We start from the raw sequence: 16593 nt of genomic DNA, 5'->3' as shown, positions 1-16593 counted from the left end.
GCTCAGGGACGGATAGAGGGCCCGGCCCGGGGCCGCCCGCGCGGGGGACCCCGGGCCGAGCGGTGGTCAGCCGCGCGAGAGCTGCGCGGCCAGGGAGGCGTACTCGCCGGGATCCAGGTCGGGCAGCAGCTCCGGCTCCGCGGCGGTGCCGCCCGCCGGTGCCGGGGTGCCCACCGAGGCGGCGACTTCGGCCAGCGTGGCCGATCCGACGACATCGGCCACGGTGAGCGCGAGGCCCCGCGCGCGGGCCCGGTTCACCAGCCGCATCGCCGCCATGCTGTCGCCGCCCAGGCCGATGAAGGAGTGCCCCGGCGTCGCGTCGCCCGCCGGGCGCCGCAGCACCTCGTCGGCCGCGCCGCACAGCCAGGCCGTCACCTCGTCGGCGGCTTCCGCGGTGGCGGTGGCCGGCGTGGCGGGCGCCGTGCCGGGGCGCGGCGGCTCCGGCAGCGCCGCCCGGTCGAGCTTGCCGTTGCCGGTCAGGGGGACCCGCGCCAGGACCGCCCAAGCCGTGGGCACCAGCGCGTCCGGGAGCGAGTCCCGCAGGTGCGTGCCCAGGGCACGCGGCTCGGGTACGGGCACGCCCGGCGCGGGTACGACGAAGCAGGCCAGCCACCGGTCGCCGTCCTGCGGCCCGGCGAGGACGACCGCCGCCTGGGTCACGGCCGGGTGGGTGCACAGCACCGCCTCGATCTCGCCGAGCTCGACGCGTCGGCCCCGGAACTTCACCTGCCCGTCCGTCCGGCCGATGAACTCCAGTGCTCCGTCGGCCCGCCGGCGCGCGAGATCGCCGGTGCGGTAGAGGCGTGAGCCGGGCGGACCCAGCGGATTGGCCACGAAGCGCTCCGCCGTCTGACCCGGACGCGCCAGATACCCCTCGGCGAGTTGCGCGCCCGAGAGGTACAGCTCGCCCGTCACTCCGACGGGCACCGGGTCGAGCCGCTCGTCGAGCACGTGCGCACCGGTGTCCGCGACCGGGAGACCGATCGGCACGCTGTCCGGGTCCGCCCCGGGGCGGCAGGGCCACGCCGTGGCCGCCACCGTCACCTCGGTCGGCCCGTACAGGTTGTGCAACTCGGCGCCGAGCAGGGCCAGGCAGCGGTCGCGCAGCGACACGGGCAGCGCCTCGCCGATGCAGATGATCCGCCGCAGCCCCCGGCAGTGGACCGCGACGTCCGCGTCCAGGAACAGGCGCAGCATCGAGGGGACGAACTGGGTCGTCGTCACGCCCCGGTGCGCGATGAGCGCGGCGAGGCCGTGCGGCTCGCGCTCCAGGCCCGGTGGCGCGACGACCAGGGCGGCGCCGCAGATCAGCGGCCAGAAGTACTCGTACGTGGACACGTCGAAGCCCACCGGTGTCTTCACCAGCACCCGGTCGTCGGCCGTCAGCGGAACGGCCGCCCGCATCCACCGCAGATGCCGGGCGATGGCCTCCTGGCGCACCACGACGCCCTTGGGGCGGCCGGTGGAACCGGAGGTGTAGATGAGGTAGGCGGGGTCATCGGGGTGCGCGCGCACCACCTCGGCCCCCGGGGCCGCCCCCGCGGGGAGGGCGGTCAGGACCCGGTCCGGCGCCGCCTCCTCCAGGATCAGCGCCGCACGCTGCGCGGGGGTGTCCTTCTCCAGCGGCAGATACGCCGCGCCGGCGGTCAGCACGCCGAGCAGGGCGACCACCAGGTCGGGGGAGCGGTCCAGGCGGACCGCCACCACACTGCCCGGGCCGATGCCGTCCTGGCGCAGGATCCCGGCCAGTTGACGGACCCGGCGCCACAGCTCCGCGTAGTCCAGGGTGACCTGGTCGGAGACGACGGCGATGGCGTGCGGGGTGCGCTCCGCCTGAGCGGCGACGAGCGCGGGGAGCGTGAGGGCGGTCACCGTCCCGGCCCCGATCCGGTGGGGGCCGGCTCGCCCGGCCGGGGCGCCACCACGGTGAAGTGGCGGTCCACGTACTCCAGGCAGGCAGCCCGGTCCCGGCGTGTGCACACCACCCGCCAGCCGTCCGGCACCCGGATGCCGTCGGGCCACAGCGAGTGCCGCCCCTGGTCGTTGACGAGCACCAGATAGGGGGCCGAGTCATCCTCGAACGGATTCGCCATGGGGCACCTCTTCCTTCCGCACGGTCGGCAGCGGGCCGACGTCGTCCCTGTTCACCGCGGTCGTGTCGTACTTGCCGAGGGCGCTGATCAGCATGCGCACCTCCAGGTCCAGGCAGGCCGCCAGCCTCAGCAGCCCCTCCTCGGGGTCCTCGTCGACGGCGACCAGCGCCGCCCGCCCCAGGCCCACCCCCCGCGCCCCGAGCGCCAGGCACTTCACCGCCCGGGTCCCTTCCCAGATCCGGCCCCCCGCGAGCAGGCACCCCGGGCCGGCGCCGGCGGCCAGCAGGCAGTCGAAGAGCGGCAGTCCCACGTGGTCGAGGAAACCGCCCGGCGCCCACCCCGTGCCCCCCTCGGCGCCGTCCACCGTGACGCTGTCCGCGCCGGCCGCCCAGGCCACCCGGGCGGCCGCGCCGACGTCCCGGCCCGGGTGGAGCTTCACCCATACCCGGGCCCGCGGGTAGTTGTTGCGCATGAGGTTGATCTGCTGGCGCAGGATCTCCTCCGTGTACGTACCGGGGCTGGAGGCCCGCAGCGTCCGGCCGTCGCCGGGGATCGGCAGCAGCGCGTACTGCTCAGCCACCGCCGCCGCGGCCTCGCCGTCCATCAGCGTCATCCCGCCCAGGCCCGGCTTCGCGCCCTGACCGGTCTTCAACTCGAAGGCCAGCCGGCCCGCTTCGAGGAACGGCTGGGCCGCCGGGTCGCTGTAGACCAGGTTCCACACCTCCGCGTCGGCGTCCTCAGTGCTCTGCTGCACCACGATCCCGCCGTGGCGGCCGTCGCCCTCCTGTCCGTACGCCTCGATCCGGGCCAGCAGCGCCCTGGCGGGCTGTGCCCCGAGGCGGCCGTAGCCGATGACCGGCACCACGTTCTCGCCGACGACCAGCGGGATGCCCAGCCGGGCCGCCTGCCGCCCGAGCGAGGTGCCCAGGTCGCCGCGGGCCGCGGCGGTCGACCCGAACGCCGAGACGTAGAAGGGGAGCCGGGACGGAAATCCGCCGATCACGGTCTCCAGGGACACGTCCGACGGCATCGGCTCGCGCCCGAGGTCGATCAGTTTCTCCAGACGCTGCTCCATGAACACCGGGGGGAGCAGCCGCAGCCGCTCCAGCGGATCGTCGTGCCCTGGCCCGGACCAGCCGCTGCCGTAGAGCGTCGCGCCATAGCCGTCAAGCGGCGGAAAAGCCGCCTCGACACCCGTGCGCGCGCGATGGCGCACGGCGGCCTCCGGAAATCCTGGCGCGCGCAGCATGCCGCTCATGCGGGCCTCCCGTAATGGAATGTGAGATCCCGTGGTAAAGGGTGGACACCAACGTAGCCCGCGGCGCGGACCCGCCCGGAACTTCCGGTCGGAAGTTTCCCCGAAACCGATTGGAACGGGACTCGGAGAGGAGGTCATCTCCGCCCACGGTGGAGAGAGTTGGGCCTGACAATGATTGACCGTCTCTCGATGCACGTGGCTCGATAAGGGTATCTGGAAGGCCGCGAAAGGGGCTACCGATGGAAAAACGTCGAGTTTCTATTTTCGACACCACTCTGCGGGACGGCGAACAGGCGCCGCGCAATTCCATGAAACCGCAGGAAAAACTGGAGCTCGCGCTGCGGATCGAGGCACTCGGGGTCGATGTCGTCGAGACCGGCTTCCCCGCCTCCTCACCCGCGGAGATGGAGGCCACCCGGCTGATCTCCCGCCACCTCACCCGCGCCCGGTTCACCACGTTCTGCCGTGCCGTGCGCTCCGACATCGACTGCGCGGTGGCCGCCGGCGGCACCCGCAACCACGAGGTGCAGATCCTCGCCACCTCCAGCGAGCTGCACCTCGACCGCAAGCGCCGCATCTCCCGCAAGGAGTCCATCGACGAGATCGTCGAGTGCGTCACCCACGCCCGCCGGATGGGCGTGCCCTACATCTCGCTCGCGCTGGAGGACGCCTCGCGCGGCTCGGACGAACTGCTGCGCGCCCAGACCGAGGCGGGCGTGGAGGCCGGGGTCACCTGCGTCGTGGCGGCCGACACGTCCGGCTGCATGACACCGGCCGAGTACGGCGAGCTCGTGGGCAAGATCCGCTCCTGGGCCCCGCCGTCCATCAGCGTGTTCACTCACTGCCACGAGGACTTCGGGCTCTCCACGGCCAACACCCTCGCGGGCCTCCAGGCCGGGGCCGACGGCGTGCAGACCACGGTCGGCGGCATCGGGGAGCGCGCGGGCAACGCCGCGCTGGAGGAACTCGTCGCGCTCCTGTCGTACAAGAGCGACTCGCTGGGCCTGTACACCGACATCGACACCGTGGCCATGTACGGCGTGTACGAGGCGCTGCGCGACATCATCGGGCTGGACCAGCCGCGCAACAAGGCGATCTTCGGGACGTACGCCTTCGGCAGTGCCGCCGGCATCCACCAGGCGGGGATACTGCGGGACCCCGCCACGTACGAGTTCGTGGAACCCGACCGCTTCGGCCGGGAGCGCTCCCTGCTCATCGCCCGCCACTCCGGCCGCTCGGTGCTGCGCCACCTGCTGGAGAACATGCGCGTGGACGTCGACGACGACCGGATGGAGGCGCTCTACCGCCGGCACATCACCGAACGCGTCGGCGGCGACTGCGAGGACATCTCGGTTCTGCGGCGCAGGCTCGCCGACGAACTGCTCACCGTCGGGGCGGCGCACTGAGACGCGACGCCGCGCACGAGGGCGGTGGGAGACGGACTGCACGGTCCGGCTCTCACCGCCCTCGTCGTGCTCGGAGCGTCCTTCGCGCGTCTCCGTGAGCTTGCGTTCGACCTGGTGTGTCCTCGTACGGGGGCTGGGTCTGGCTGCCGGGTTCGGTGCGGGCACGTGCGTGGGCGGCCCGTCGTCGGCGACGAGCCGCCCGGGTTCCGCGGCGGGGCGGGCCGGCGTGTCAGTCGTCTATGAGCCCCGGCACCCCGTCCTTCCAACGGCCGGTGAACGAGTCGGCCCTCGCCTGGTCGCGGAACGCGTACGTCTTCAGCAGCCAGCGTGTGGCGGCCCGGTCCGCGTTCAGGATCTCGATGCGGTCCCGGCTGTGCAGTCCGTCCTGGTTGGCGAAGAGCAACAGGTCCCCGTCGCGCAGGCGATGACGCTGCTTCTCGGCGACGACCAGGGCGTTCTTCAAGGCCAGCAGCGCGTCCTTGGCCTCGCCGGGGGCATCGGGCAGCACGGTCGTCGTCGTCTCCAGGTAGCGGATCGAGTGGTCGCCCTCCAGGATCGGGTGCGCGCCCGAAGACCGCTGAGTGCTGTTGGTGGCCCGGGAGAAGACGTCGAACGAGGTCGTGAAGTACGGCTGCCGCAGGATCTCCTGATCCTCGTCCGACAGACACCGCAGCAGGGCACGCCCGCTGACGAACGTCGTGTAGATGACCTCGTCCTGCGGGCAGCGCATGCCCAGCAGAGCGATGTGGTCGGCCCGCGCCCAGTGCGCGGTGCGGTCGTTGTGGAACGGCAGCTCGCTGTCGCTGAACCCGGTCTGCATGCCGCTGTACTTGTTGATCGCGATGACGTCGGTGAAGAAGTCCCCGTTGTTCCTGCTGCCGTACGCCATGAGCGGCGTCCGGGTGAGCCGGGCGATCAGGGCGAGGAACGCCTCGCCGACGAAGGTCGTCTTCTTGCGGTACTTGTCGGCTACCGGGTCATCGAGGTCGAGGTCGGGGATGTGCGGGTCGACGGGGCAGTCGCGCAGCACATGCGCCTCGCTGAGGCCGTTCAGCCGGTCCTGCCGGACGCGCTCGCAGACTTCCACGAGGAACCGCGGGGCGTGGACCTCCGCCACACCCGCGACGAATTCCCGGTGGTCCCGGTACGGATTCCCTGGCACGGCGCCGAGCACGGCGGTCAGTTCGTCGCGCTGGTGCGGGGTGAGTACGTGAATCGGTTCCATTCCGCCATGCTGCGCCCGCGATCCGGGCGACGCATCGGTCGGGCGGCCGAGCGAACTCCACCCTCGGGCGAGCGAGTTCATCACGGCTGTCGATTCCCGGCTCCCGGCCCCGGTGTTTCGATGGGTCGGCACGCCGGACGACCGGCGGGGGACCACGAGGGCCCCGGACGAGACGATCACCAGGAATGCGGAGGTGCCTGCCGTGTCACCCCAGGCAACGGCCCCAGACGTGTCATCCGTGACGACGGCCGCGGACGTGTCCCCCCGGACACTCGCGGCGAAGGTGTGGCGCGAGCACGTCGTGCGCCGGACCAAGGCCGGCAACGACCTGCTCTACATCGACCTCCACCTGCTGCACGAGGTGAACACACCCCAGGCCTTCACCGGGTTGCGCGACGCCGGCCGCACCGTACGCCGTCCGGACCTCACCCTGGGCACAGAGGACCACAGCACCCCCACGCGCTCCGTCGACCACGTCGACCCGGATGCGGCACGGCGGCTCCAGCGGCGGACCATGGCCCGCAACTGCGCGGAGTTCCGTATCCCCATGCACCGGCTCGGCAGTGCCTCGCAGGGCATCGTGCACGTCATCGGACCCGAACTCGGCCTGGTGCGGCCAGGGATGACGGTCGTCTGCTGCGACTCGCACACCACGACCCTGGGGGCGTTCGGGGCGCTGGCTCTCGGTATCGGCACCAGCCAGGTCGAGCACGTCCTGGCCACCCAGACTCTCGCCCTGGCCCGCCCGAAGGACATGGCCGTCACGGTGACCGGCACCCTGCCCGCGGGCAGCACGGCCAAGGACTTGGCCCTCGCGGTGATCCACCGGGTCGGCTCGGCCGGCGCGCAGGGCCACGCGGTGGAGTTCCGCGGCGAGGCCGTGCGGGCGCTGTCCATGGAAGGGCGGATGACGCTGTGCAACATGGCCGTCGAGATGGGCGCGCGGGCCGGGATCGTGGCACCTGACGAGATCACCCGGGACTACCTGCTCCGGGCCGCCCCCCGCGACGCCGGGCGCTTCGACGGCCTCGCGCCGGTCGGGGACGACGACGCGGTCTTCGACCGTGAGGTCACCCTGGACGGCGCTGTTGTACTGCCCCGCGTCTCGTGGGGCACCAACCCGGCACAGAGCGTGCCGTTGGACGGCAGGGTGCCCGACCCGGGCGAACTGGACGACGCGGCCGACGCGTCCGCCGCCCGCCGTGCCCTGGACTACATGGCCCTGGCCCCCGGCACCGCCGTACGCGACATCGCCGTCGACACCGTCTTCATCGGCTCCTGCACCAACAGCCGGATCGAGGACCTGCGGGCCGCCGCCGCCGTGCTGCGGGGACGCCGGGTCAGGGTGGACACCATGGTGGTGCCCGGTTCGGCCCTGGTGCGCGCCGAGGCGGTCGCGGAGGGCCTGGACGAGATCTTCGCCCGGGCCGGGGCCGACTTCCGGGCCGCGCCGGGCTGTTCCATGTGCGTCGGCCTGGGCGAGGACAGGCTCGCCCCCGGGATCCGCTGCGCCTCCACCACCAACCGCAACTTCGAGGGCCGCCAGGGCACGGGATCGCGCACCCACCTCGTCTCGCCCGCGGTCGCCGCGGCCACCGCCGTGCGCGGCCGGATCGCGAGCCCCGACGACCTGTGACGGACGAGCGGCGCCTGCCTGGAGCGTGACCTCACGGTGGCGCCGGCTGGCACACCGCTCCGGTCGCCGCACGCGCCACCACGCCTACGACCCACCCGAGGACCCCACCGACGAGGAGAGGAGACGGCGATGACGCCGACGACTTCGGCCCCGCCCCCGGCCATCGCTCCCACGGCCTTCCCGCCCGCCGGCGTACACGTGGGGACCGCGGTCCCGCTGCGCGTACGCGACGTGGACACTGACCAGATCATCCCGGCACGCTTCTGCACCAACACCGAGCGGACCGGCTTCGCCGACGGCCTGTTCGCCGACCGGCGGGCCGACGACTCCGGCTTCGTCCTCGACGACCCCCGCCACCACGGCGCCAGCGTGCTCGTCGCAGCCGAGAACTTCGGCACCGGCTCCTCGCGCGAGGCCGCCGTCTGGGCGCTGGCCGAACACGGCATCCGCGTGGTCCTCTCACCCAGGTTCGGGGACATCTTCCGCGCCAACGCCTGGTTCAACGGGCTGTACGCCGTCACCGTGCCGCAGAGCTTCGTCGACGCCGTCTGGCGGGCTATCGACGCCGACCCGGCCACCGAGGTCCGCGTGGACCTGGCGGACCTCACCGTCACCGTCGCGGGAATCGTCCAGCCCTTCGCGCTCGACGCCGACACCCAGATCCGGCTGCTGCGCGGCCAGGACGCCATCGGCGCCACGCTCCACCACGAGGACGACGTGCGCGCCTACGAGACCAACCGGGCCCCCACCCCGACGACCATGACCCGCTTCCCGGCGGCCGCTCCGCGCCGCGCGCGGCGGGCCCGGCCCGCCCAAGAGGCGCCCATGTCACCCGAGGACCGCGTCCACGCCCTGTACCGCCGCATCGACGAGGGCGACTTCGCCGGCTTCGCGGCCCTCTTCCACGAGGACGCCGTCTACCACCGGCCCGGCAGCCCCGCGCTGGTCGGCCGCGACGCCATCGAGGCGTACTACCGCGACGAGCGAACCGTCGCCGACGGCACGCACACGCTCTCCCGGGTCCTCCTGTGCGACGGCGCCCTCGCGGTCGACGGTGCCTTCAGCGGCCACCTCACCAACGGCCGGGAGCAGGCCCACCGGTTCGCCGAGATCTTCGAGTTCGGTCCGGACGGGCTGTTCACGCGCCGCGACTCCTTCCTGTTCGTCCTCAACTTCTGAGCACCTACCGCTGTCGACGCGCCCGCACCCCGCGTCGCGCCCGCCCATCAGGACCTCTGCCAGCAACCGAGCACGTGAGGACCACCAGATGACCGTCAGCAGTGCCGCACCCGCACCCACTCACGCCGCCGGCGCGACCTCGCCGGGCGAGTCCGGCATCGGGAAGGCGGAGATAGGCGACTTCACCCCGCACATGGTGACGCTGCGGTGGACCGAGGACGACGGCTGGACCGTGCCCCGGCTCGGCCCGCACGAGAACCTGTCCATCTCCCCGGCGACCGCCGCGCTCAACTACGGCCAGTCCATCATCGAAGGGCTCAAGGCGCACCGCCAGCCCGACGGCTCGTTCGCCCTCTTCCGGCCCCGCGACCACGCCCGTCGCTTCCGGAGTTCGGCCCGCCGCCTGGCCATGCCCGAGTTGCCCGACGACCTCTTCGTCGATGCCATGGACCGCCTCGTCGAGGCGAACACCGACGTCGTCCCGGACCGCCCCGGGCACAGCCTGTACCTGCGGCCGTACATGTTCGCCTCCGAGGCCAACGTGGTGCCGCGTCCGGCCCGCGAGTACACCGTCGTCGTCATCTCCTTCCTGATCGGCAGCTACTTCGGGGACAGCTCCGACGGCGTCTCCGCGTGGGTCTGCCGCGACTACGCCCGTGCCTTCCCCGGAGGGACGGGAAGCGCCAAGACACCCGGCAACTACGCGCCCACCATGCCCGCCCAGCTCGCCGCCGGCCGGGCCGGCTGCCAGCAGGTGGTGTGGCTGGACGCGGTGGAGCGCCGCTGGGTGGAGGAGATGGGCAGCGCCAACCTGTTCTTCGTCCGCGGCAGCGGCGACGACGTCACCGTCGTCACCCCGCCGCTGAACGGCAACTTCCTGCCCGGCATCACCCGCGACTCGGTCATCGCCGTCGCCACCGAACTCGGCTACCGCGTCCGTGAGGAGCCCGTGGCCCTCGACGAATGGCGCGAGGCGTGCGTGTCGGGACTGATCACCGAGACGTTCGGGTGCGGCACGGCCGCCGTGGTCACGGCCGTCGGACGCGTCCGCGACGGCGAGCGCGAGTGGACCGTCGGAGACGGCGCCACGGGACCCGTCACCAGCGCCGTCAAGGAACGGCTGCTCGCCCACCACCGAGGGCTGATCCCCGACGTCCACGGCTGGCGGCACTCCACGACGACGGGGGCACGGCGATGACCACGACCACCACCTCGCTCAGTCCGGCGCGCGTCGACGCGGCCCGGCTGCTGGACACCCTGGAGCGGCTGCGCGCCATCGGGGCGACCGGCGACGGCGGCGTGACGCGCCGCGCCTTCACCCACGAGGACGTCAAGGGACAGGAGTTCGTGGCCGGGCTGATGCGCGAGGCCGGACTCACGGTCCACGTGGACGCCGCGGCCAACCTCGTCGGCACGTGTCCGGGCCGCGACCCGGACGCCCCGACGCTGGTGCTCGGCTCCCACCTCGACACCGTCCCCGGCGGCGGCGCCTATGACGGGGCGTACGGCGTCCTCGCGGCCGTCGAGGCCGCCCGCACACTGCACGAACGCGGCACCCCGCTCGACCGGCCGCTGACGGTGATGGCGTTCAGCAACGAGGAGGGCACCACCGGCACCCCGGCCATGTTCGGATCCCGCGCCGTCGCCGGCTGCCTCACCCCCGGCGAACTGGAACTGCCCGTCGCCGGGGAGGACCGCTCCCTCGCCCAGGTCCTGGACGCCGCCGGAGGTGACAGCCTGCGCGTCGACAACGTCCGCCGGAGCGCCGGCTCCGTCGCCGCCTACCTCGAACTGCACATAGAGCAGGGGCCGGTGCTCATCGGCTCCGGCGCCGAGATCGGCATCGTCGAGGGCATCTCCGGGCGCCTCAGCGCCGAGGTCACCGTCCGGGGCCAGGCCAATCACGCGGGCACCACCCCCATGGCCGACCGCCACGACGCGCTGCTCGCCGCGGCCCGGATCACGGTCGGCGTCCCCGGACTCACCGGCGCCGACGGCGTGGTCAGGGTCGCCACCGTCGGCGACTGCCGGGTCTCGCCCGGCGCGTGGAATGTCGTCCCGGGTGGGGCCACGCTCGTCGTCGACCTGCGCGACATGTCCGAGGACAACCTGGAGGCCGGCCTCGACCGGCTGCGGGTACTGGGCGAAGAGGCCGCCCGGTCCACCGGCACCCGCGTCGATGTCGCCGAGGTGCAACGGGTGAGCCCCACCCCCTGCGACGCGGACCGGCGGGACACCGTGCGCCGCGCCACCGACGCCCTCGGCCTGTCCAGCGTCACCCTGCCCAGCGGGGCCGGACACGACGCCCAGTGGATGGCCCGCATCGCCCCCACCGGCATGATCTTCGTGCCCAGCGAGGAGGGCGCGAGCCACGTCCCCTACGAACGCACCGCGCCCGCCGACCTCGTCCGGGGCGCCGACGTCCTGCTCGGCTGCGCCCTCCTGGAGGGAACGACGTCATGACCACCGCGACCCGGCAGCCCGCCCACCCCATCCAGCGGGGCATGTGGCTCGCCTCCCAACTCGACCCGATAAGCTCTGAGTTCACCGTCTCCACCGCCGTGCGCCTGACCGGGCCCCTGGACCGGAGCGCACTGCGCGCCGCACTCGGCGACGTGCTCGCCGGACAACCCCTGCTGCGTTCCCGCTTCGCGCGCTACGGCCACAACGGCCTGTCCCTGGTGGCCGATCCGGACCTCGCCGCCCCGCTGGCGGAGACCGACCTCGGCACCCTGTCCGCGACCGCCGCCGAGGACACCGCGCGGGAGCGCGTCGCCGCCGCCGCACGCGTCCCCTTCGACCTGGAGAACGGCCCCCTGCTGCGCGGCATGCTGGTACGCCTCGGCCCCGAGGACCACGTCGTCGCACTCCACTTGCACCACGCCGTCTGCGACGGCGACTCCGTGCAGATCCTGTACGACGCCTGGAGCCGCGCCTATGCGAACCGCACCGGTGCCGGCCCGTCCCCGGGGACGCAGCCGGCCCCGCGGCCGTTTCCGCACGACGACACCCCCGAGTACTTCCGCCACGCCACGGTCTCCGAGAAGGAACACGCCGAAGGACTCGCCTACTGGAGCCGTCGCCTCGACGGCGCGCAACCCCTGGCGCTGCCCCTGACCGGTACCCCCGGTCGCACGGACCGCGACGGGGCCGGGCACCGCTTCGCGCTGTCCGCGCCCCTGGTCCGGCGGGTCGACGCATACGCCCGCGAGGCGCACACCACGCGCTATGCCGTCCTGCTCACCGCGTACGCCGCCCTGCTCGCGCGGCTGTGCCGCACGGAGGAGGTGACCATCGGAACGACCGCGTCCACCCGGCTGACCGAGGAAGCGCGCCCGGCCGTCGGCCCCCTGTTCAACACCCTCGCCCTGCGCAGCGGCGTCCGAGCGGACCTCACTTTCCGGGACGCCACGGACACGGTGACCGACACCGTGCTCGACGCCTTCGAGCACGTACGGGTGCCGTTCGAGGACGTCCTGGACATCGTGCGCACCGCCGCCTCCTCGGGGCTGCGCAACCCGTTGTTCAACGTGTTCTTCGAACTCGACCACGACACGGCGCCCGCACTGCGCCTGCCCGGCTGCGCGGCGACCGCGTTCCCCTTCCCCGACCACGCGCCCAAGACCGACCTGATGCTCGTGCTGAGGCCCGACGCCGAGGGCCTGACCGGCGAGTTCACCTACCGCACCGCCGTCTGCGACGCAACCGGCGTGCGCGCGCTGGCCGAAGGCTTCACCGCGCTGCTCGACCGCGCCCTGGCGGCGCCCGAGACCCCCCTCACCGACCTGCCCGTCATGCCGGAGCACCGCCGAGCCGAGGTGCTGGAGCGGTTCGCCGAAGGAGGCAGCGCGCCGTTCGAGGACCGGTGCGTGCACCGGCTCTTCGAAGAACAGGTCCGCCGCACCCCCGAGGCCGTGGCCGTACGCGAACTGGGCGGCGCGACACGAACGTTGACCTACGGCGAGCTGAACGGGCGGGCCAACCGGCTGGCCCGCTACCTGGTGGATCACGGTGTGGCCGCGCACGACCGCGTCGCGCTGCTCCTGCGCCGCTCGCCGGACCTCGTCGTCGCCTGCCTCGCCGTGTGGAAGGCCGGCGCCGCGTACGTGCCGCTCGACCCAACCTTCCCCGACCCCCGGCTGGCCTTCGTCGTCGAGGACACCGACGCGCGCCTGGTCGTCACCGAATCGTCTCTGGCCGGACGGGCCGCGTCCCTCGGCGGCGACGTGGTCGCGCTCGACGAGGCGTGGCCCGCCATCGCCGTCCACGCCGAGAGTGACCTGCCAGGGGGGCCGGACGCGGGCGCGCTCGCGTACGTCATCCACACCTCCGGCTCGACCGGCAGGCCCAAGGGCGTGCTCGTGGAGCACCGCGGGCTCGCCAACTTCCTCGCCTGGTGCGTGAGCCGGTATGCGGCCGAAGGTGACGGCGGTGCCCCGCTCTTCTCCTCCATGGCCTTCGACATGGTGGTGCCCGACCTGTACACCCCCCTCCTCACCGGCCAGTCCGTGGCCCTGGCCCCGGACGGTCTTCCGCCGGACCGCCTCGGCGAGGTCCTCGCGGGTGGGGCCCCCTACAGTTTCATCAAGCTGACCCCGGGCCATCTGAAACTGCTCACCGCCCAGCTCACCCCCGCGCAGGCCCGCGGCCTGGCCCGGCTGCTCGTCGTCGGCGCCGACGCGTTCCCGCCCGCGGCCCTCGCCGCCTGGCGCGCGCTCGCCCCCGACGTACCGCTGCTCAACGAGTACGGACCGACCGAGGCGACCGTGGCCAACAGCGCGTACGAGATACCGCCCCCCGCCGCCCCGGGAGCGCGCGAGGCCGACGCACCGGCCACCCTGCCCATCGGACGGCCCATCCCCAACACGACGCTCTACGTCCTGGATGGCGACGGAGCGCCCGTGCCACCCGGTGTCGTCGGCGAGATCCACATCGGCGGGGCCTGCGTCGCCCGCGGTTACGCGAACCGGCCCGCTGCCACGGCCGAGCGGTTCCTCGACGACCCGTACGGCCCGCCCGGCGCACGGCTCTACCGCACCGGTGACCTCGGCCGCTGGCTGCCCGACGGGCAGGCGGAGTTCCTCGGCAGGTCCGACCACCAGGTCAAGATCAGTGGTTACCGGGTCGAGCCGGGCGAGGTCGAGGCCGCCCTCGTCGCGGCCCCCGGCGTCTGCCAGGCCCTCGTGGTCACCGCCGACACGCCCGCCGGCGCCCCCGCCCTGGTCGCGCACGTCGTGCCGGACCCGGGCAGTGCCTTCGACGCCGCCGCCCTGCGCGCCGAGCTCGTCCGCACCCTGCCCGCGCATCTCGTGCCCGCCCGGGTCCTGGAGCTCGCAACGATTCCGCTCAACGCCAACGGCAAGGTCGACCGGGCAGCTCTGCCCGAGCCCGAGTGGGGCGGCGGGGCCACCGGCGGACCCCGGGGCCCGCGCACGCCCGCTGAGGAAGCCGTCACCCGGGCATGGGCGGAGGTGCTGGGCCTCGCCCCCGACGCCTTCGGCCCGGACGACAACTTCTTCGGCCTCGGCGGAAACTCCCTGCTCGTCCTGACCGTGGTCGCCCGCCTGCGCGGCCTGCTCGGCGCCCAGTTCACCTTCGCCCGCTTCCTGCAGGACCCGACGGTCGCCGGGATCGCCGCCGCGCTCGGCGAGACGGCGCAGCCGCCCGGCGGCGGCCGCAGCATGGCGCCGCTCGCCCTCGACGGCGACGGCGTGCCCACGGTGTTCGTCCACCCCCTGGGCGGCACGGTCTTCTGCTACCGCCACATCGTCGAGATCCTGCGCGGCGAGGGCCCGCTGTACGGGCTCACACTCGGGGCATTGCGCGGCGAGGAACCCGACGGCGACGACCGTCTGGAGGACACCGCCGCCCGCTACGCCGCGGAGATCCTCGACACCGTGTCCGGTCCGGTCAACGTGGTCGGCTGGTCGGCGGGCGGCGTCACCGCGTTCGAGACCGCCCGGCAGCTCCGCGCGCTCGGTGGGGACGTCGCCCACCTGGTGCTGCTCGACCCTTCCACCCCGCACGAGAACACCCGCTGGCGCGGCTATGTGCGCCAACTGCGCCGTATCCGGACCAAGCTTGGCCTGGCCGACGACGAGGAGCGGGAGGCAGAGTTCCAGGCGGTGCTGCGCGGCGACCTGTTCCAGGCCATGGGCATCGATCCCGCCACCTGCCGCGACTACTCCCTCTTCCCCCAGGACGTGCTGCTCATCTGGCAGCGCCAGCTCGAAACGCTCGGCGGTTACGAAGTCGGCTTCTACGACGGCCCGATGACGGTCCTGACCTCCCAGGAGAAGGACGGCGACGACCAGATCCTCCTCGTGGCGCAGTGGCAGGAGCACGCCGGGGGACCGGTCAAGCACATCCAGGTGGGCGGCGACCACCTGCAAATGATGCAACTGCCCGCCGCGGCCTCCTCGGCGGCGGCGCTGGCGGAACTGATCACCCGAGGAGGAAGGTCACGCGATGACCACGCACACTGACAGGGCCGCCGACACGGACGCCGAACAGATCATCGGTGAGTTCTACTCCGAGTTCCCCTACCCCTGGCACGCCACCCGTCTCACCGCTCCCGACGACCCGTCCCACCACCCAGCTCTCCTCGCACAGGAGCTGGGCGACTTCACCCACCGGCGCCTCCCGCCTGACGCCCGCGTGTGGGTGCCCGGCTGCGGCGTCAACCAGGCGCTGATCGTCGCCCTGCGCTTCCCCGCCGCCCAGGTCGTCGGCAGCGACGTCTCCACGGACTCCCTGGACCTGTGCCGCACCGCACGCGACCAGATCGGCGCGACCAACCTGACCCTGCGCGAGGAGGGTATAAGCGACGCCCCGTACCGGCAGGAGTTCGACTACGTCGTGTGCACCGGGGTGATCCACCACCACCCCGACCCCGGGATGCTCCTCGCCCGCCTCGCCGCCGCCCTGAAACCGACCGGCGTCCTGGAACTCATGGTCTACAACGCCTACCACCGGCGCGAGATCACCGCGTTCCAGGAGGCGATGCGGCTGCTCGGACGCGAACAGGACCTCTGGTTCGCCCGCCGCGTCGCCGGCTCCCTCACCCGCGACAGCGAACTCACCCGCCAGCTGCGCGCCGACCTCGGGGAGCCGGAGGAGCAGTTCGCGGACAGCTGGCTCAACCCCTGCGAGCGCAACTTCACCGTCCGCACTCTGCACGAGACGGCAGGCACGGCCGGGCTCGCCCTGGAGGCGCCCTGCGCCAGCCCGCTCGCCACCGGCCTCGACCTCTACGACTGGCGGGTGCCCTGCGACGACGCACAACTGAGGGGCCGGGCAGCCAGGTTGACCGAGGTGGAGCGCTGGCAGGTCACCCAGGCGCTGAGCGTCGACCGAAGTCCGCTGCTGTGGTTCTACCTGCGCCGCACGGACAACCCGTGGCCCGCCCTGCGCGAGTCGGACCGCGACGAGGCGTTCCTGGACACCGCGTTCGTCCCCGTGACGACGAGCGAGCGGGTGTGGGTGATGGGACGTGCGGGCGGCTACCGGCCGCTGGACGTCCCCCAGCCACTGGTCGCCGGCCCCGCGCCGGTCGTGCCGTGGCTGCCGGACGTGGCGGACGGCGAACGCACGGTCCGTGAGCTGCTCACCGACCGCGGCGGAGTGCCGAACCGCGACGAACTGCGCGACCTGCGAATCCGGCTCACCACCCCGTCGTTCCCGCACCTGCGGGCCGTGTCGGCCCCGTCGGCAGCGTAGGCGGCCGCGGACGGGAAGTAAGGGGGGTGGGCCCCACACCGACCGGTGTGGGGCCCACCCCCCTTACCCTTCCTCCC

Annotated in this window: 11 protein-coding genes; 7 read left to right on the top strand and 4 right to left on the bottom strand. The window is 73.1% G+C overall.

All coding sequences use genetic code 11. From position 1 onward, the window contains the following. Positions 1 to 66: 66 nt before the first annotated feature. From DCW30_RS07735 to DCW30_RS07725, 3 genes are read right to left on the bottom strand one after another with little or no spacing between them, the layout of a single operon-like run. A complete protein-coding gene (locus tag DCW30_RS07735) occupies positions 67 to 1872 on the bottom strand; it encodes a non-ribosomal peptide synthetase (RefSeq protein WP_076682614.1) in 1806 nt (601 codons plus the stop codon). Continuing rightward, positions 1869 to 2093 (bottom strand): MbtH family protein, encoded by a 225-nt coding sequence (locus DCW30_RS07730; RefSeq protein WP_062772503.1) that lies wholly within the window; start codon positions 2091 to 2093, stop codon positions 1869 to 1871. Before DCW30_RS07730 ends, DCW30_RS07735 begins: the two co-directional genes overlap by 4 nt. Next, complete coding sequence (locus DCW30_RS07725) at positions 2071 to 3351, bottom strand: glutamate synthase-related protein (protein ID WP_076682612.1); 1281 nt, start codon at positions 3349 to 3351, stop codon at positions 2071 to 2073. The genes DCW30_RS07730 and DCW30_RS07725 overlap by 23 nt, the downstream gene beginning before the upstream one ends. A gap of 239 nt (positions 3352 to 3590) precedes the next feature. On the opposite strand from DCW30_RS07725, the gene DCW30_RS07720 reads away from it, so the two are divergent. Next, positions 3591 to 4757 (top strand): LeuA family protein, encoded by a 1167-nt coding sequence (locus DCW30_RS07720; protein ID WP_076682610.1) that lies wholly within the window; start codon positions 3591 to 3593, stop codon positions 4755 to 4757. A gap of 229 nt (positions 4758 to 4986) precedes the next feature. Here DCW30_RS07720 and DCW30_RS07715 read toward each other — a convergent pair whose 3' ends face one another. Further along, a complete protein-coding gene (locus DCW30_RS07715; RefSeq protein ID WP_076682608.1) occupies positions 4987 to 5982 on the bottom strand; it encodes a TauD/TfdA family dioxygenase in 996 nt (331 codons plus the stop codon). A gap of 238 nt (positions 5983 to 6220) precedes the next feature. On the opposite strand from DCW30_RS07715, the gene leuC reads away from it, so the two are divergent. From leuC to DCW30_RS07685, 6 genes are all read left to right on the top strand, one after another. Continuing rightward, a complete protein-coding gene (gene leuC, locus DCW30_RS07710; protein ID WP_237283303.1) occupies positions 6221 to 7618 on the top strand; it encodes a 3-isopropylmalate dehydratase large subunit in 1398 nt (465 codons plus the stop codon). 129 nt (positions 7619 to 7747) lie between these two features. Next, entirely contained in the window at positions 7748 to 8797 is a 1050-nt protein-coding gene (gene leuD / locus DCW30_RS38090) for a 3-isopropylmalate dehydratase small subunit (protein WP_076682606.1), read from the top strand. Positions 8798 to 8885: 88 nt separating this feature from the next. Further along, positions 8886 to 9995, top strand: coding sequence for a branched-chain amino acid aminotransferase (locus DCW30_RS07700; protein ID WP_076682604.1), 1110 nt, complete (start codon positions 8886 to 8888; stop codon positions 9993 to 9995). Beyond that, positions 9992 to 11260, top strand: a complete 1269-nt coding sequence (locus DCW30_RS07695) for a M20 family metallo-hydrolase (protein WP_076682602.1) — start codon at positions 9992 to 9994, stop codon at positions 11258 to 11260. Before DCW30_RS07700 ends, DCW30_RS07695 begins: the two co-directional genes overlap by 4 nt. Further along, entirely contained in the window at positions 11257 to 15282 is a 4026-nt protein-coding gene (locus tag DCW30_RS07690; RefSeq protein WP_076682600.1) for a non-ribosomal peptide synthetase, read from the top strand. Before DCW30_RS07695 ends, DCW30_RS07690 begins: the two co-directional genes overlap by 4 nt. Next, positions 15266 to 16516 (top strand): class I SAM-dependent methyltransferase, encoded by a 1251-nt coding sequence (locus DCW30_RS07685; RefSeq protein WP_076682598.1) that lies wholly within the window; start codon positions 15266 to 15268, stop codon positions 16514 to 16516. The genes DCW30_RS07690 and DCW30_RS07685 overlap by 17 nt, the downstream gene beginning before the upstream one ends. Positions 16517 to 16593 lie beyond the last annotated feature (77 nt).

This window comes from Streptomyces alfalfae, assembly GCF_004127445.1.
Classification (GTDB): domain Bacteria; phylum Actinomycetota; class Actinomycetes; order Streptomycetales; family Streptomycetaceae; genus Streptomyces; species Streptomyces alfalfae.
This window is presented reverse-complemented; position numbering and strand designations above follow the sequence as displayed.

What these genes read in the sequence shown, in the direction of transcription:
- DCW30_RS07700 (WP_076682604.1), top strand. Translation starts at nt 8,886, where the DNA reads ATGACCGTCAGCAGTGCCGCACCCGCACCCACTCACGCCGCCGGCGCG.
- leuD (WP_076682606.1), top strand. Translation starts at nt 7,748, where the DNA reads ATGACGCCGACGACTTCGGCCCCGCCCCCGGCCATCGCTCCCACGGCC.
- DCW30_RS07720 (WP_076682610.1), top strand. Translation starts at nt 3,591, where the DNA reads ATGGAAAAACGTCGAGTTTCTATTTTCGACACCACTCTGCGGGACGGC.
- DCW30_RS07690 (WP_076682600.1), top strand. Translation starts at nt 11,257, where the DNA reads ATGACCACCGCGACCCGGCAGCCCGCCCACCCCATCCAGCGGGGCATG.
- DCW30_RS07730 (WP_062772503.1), bottom strand. Translation starts at nt 2,093, where the DNA reads ATGGCGAATCCGTTCGAGGATGACTCGGCCCCCTATCTGGTGCTCGTC.
- DCW30_RS07725 (WP_076682612.1), bottom strand. Translation starts at nt 3,351, where the DNA reads ATGAGCGGCATGCTGCGCGCGCCAGGATTTCCGGAGGCCGCCGTGCGC.
- DCW30_RS07695 (WP_076682602.1), top strand. Translation starts at nt 9,992, where the DNA reads ATGACCACGACCACCACCTCGCTCAGTCCGGCGCGCGTCGACGCGGCC.
- DCW30_RS07715 (WP_076682608.1), bottom strand. Translation starts at nt 5,982, where the DNA reads ATGGAACCGATTCACGTACTCACCCCGCACCAGCGCGACGAACTGACC.
- DCW30_RS07685 (WP_076682598.1), top strand. Translation starts at nt 15,266, where the DNA reads ATGACCACGCACACTGACAGGGCCGCCGACACGGACGCCGAACAGATC.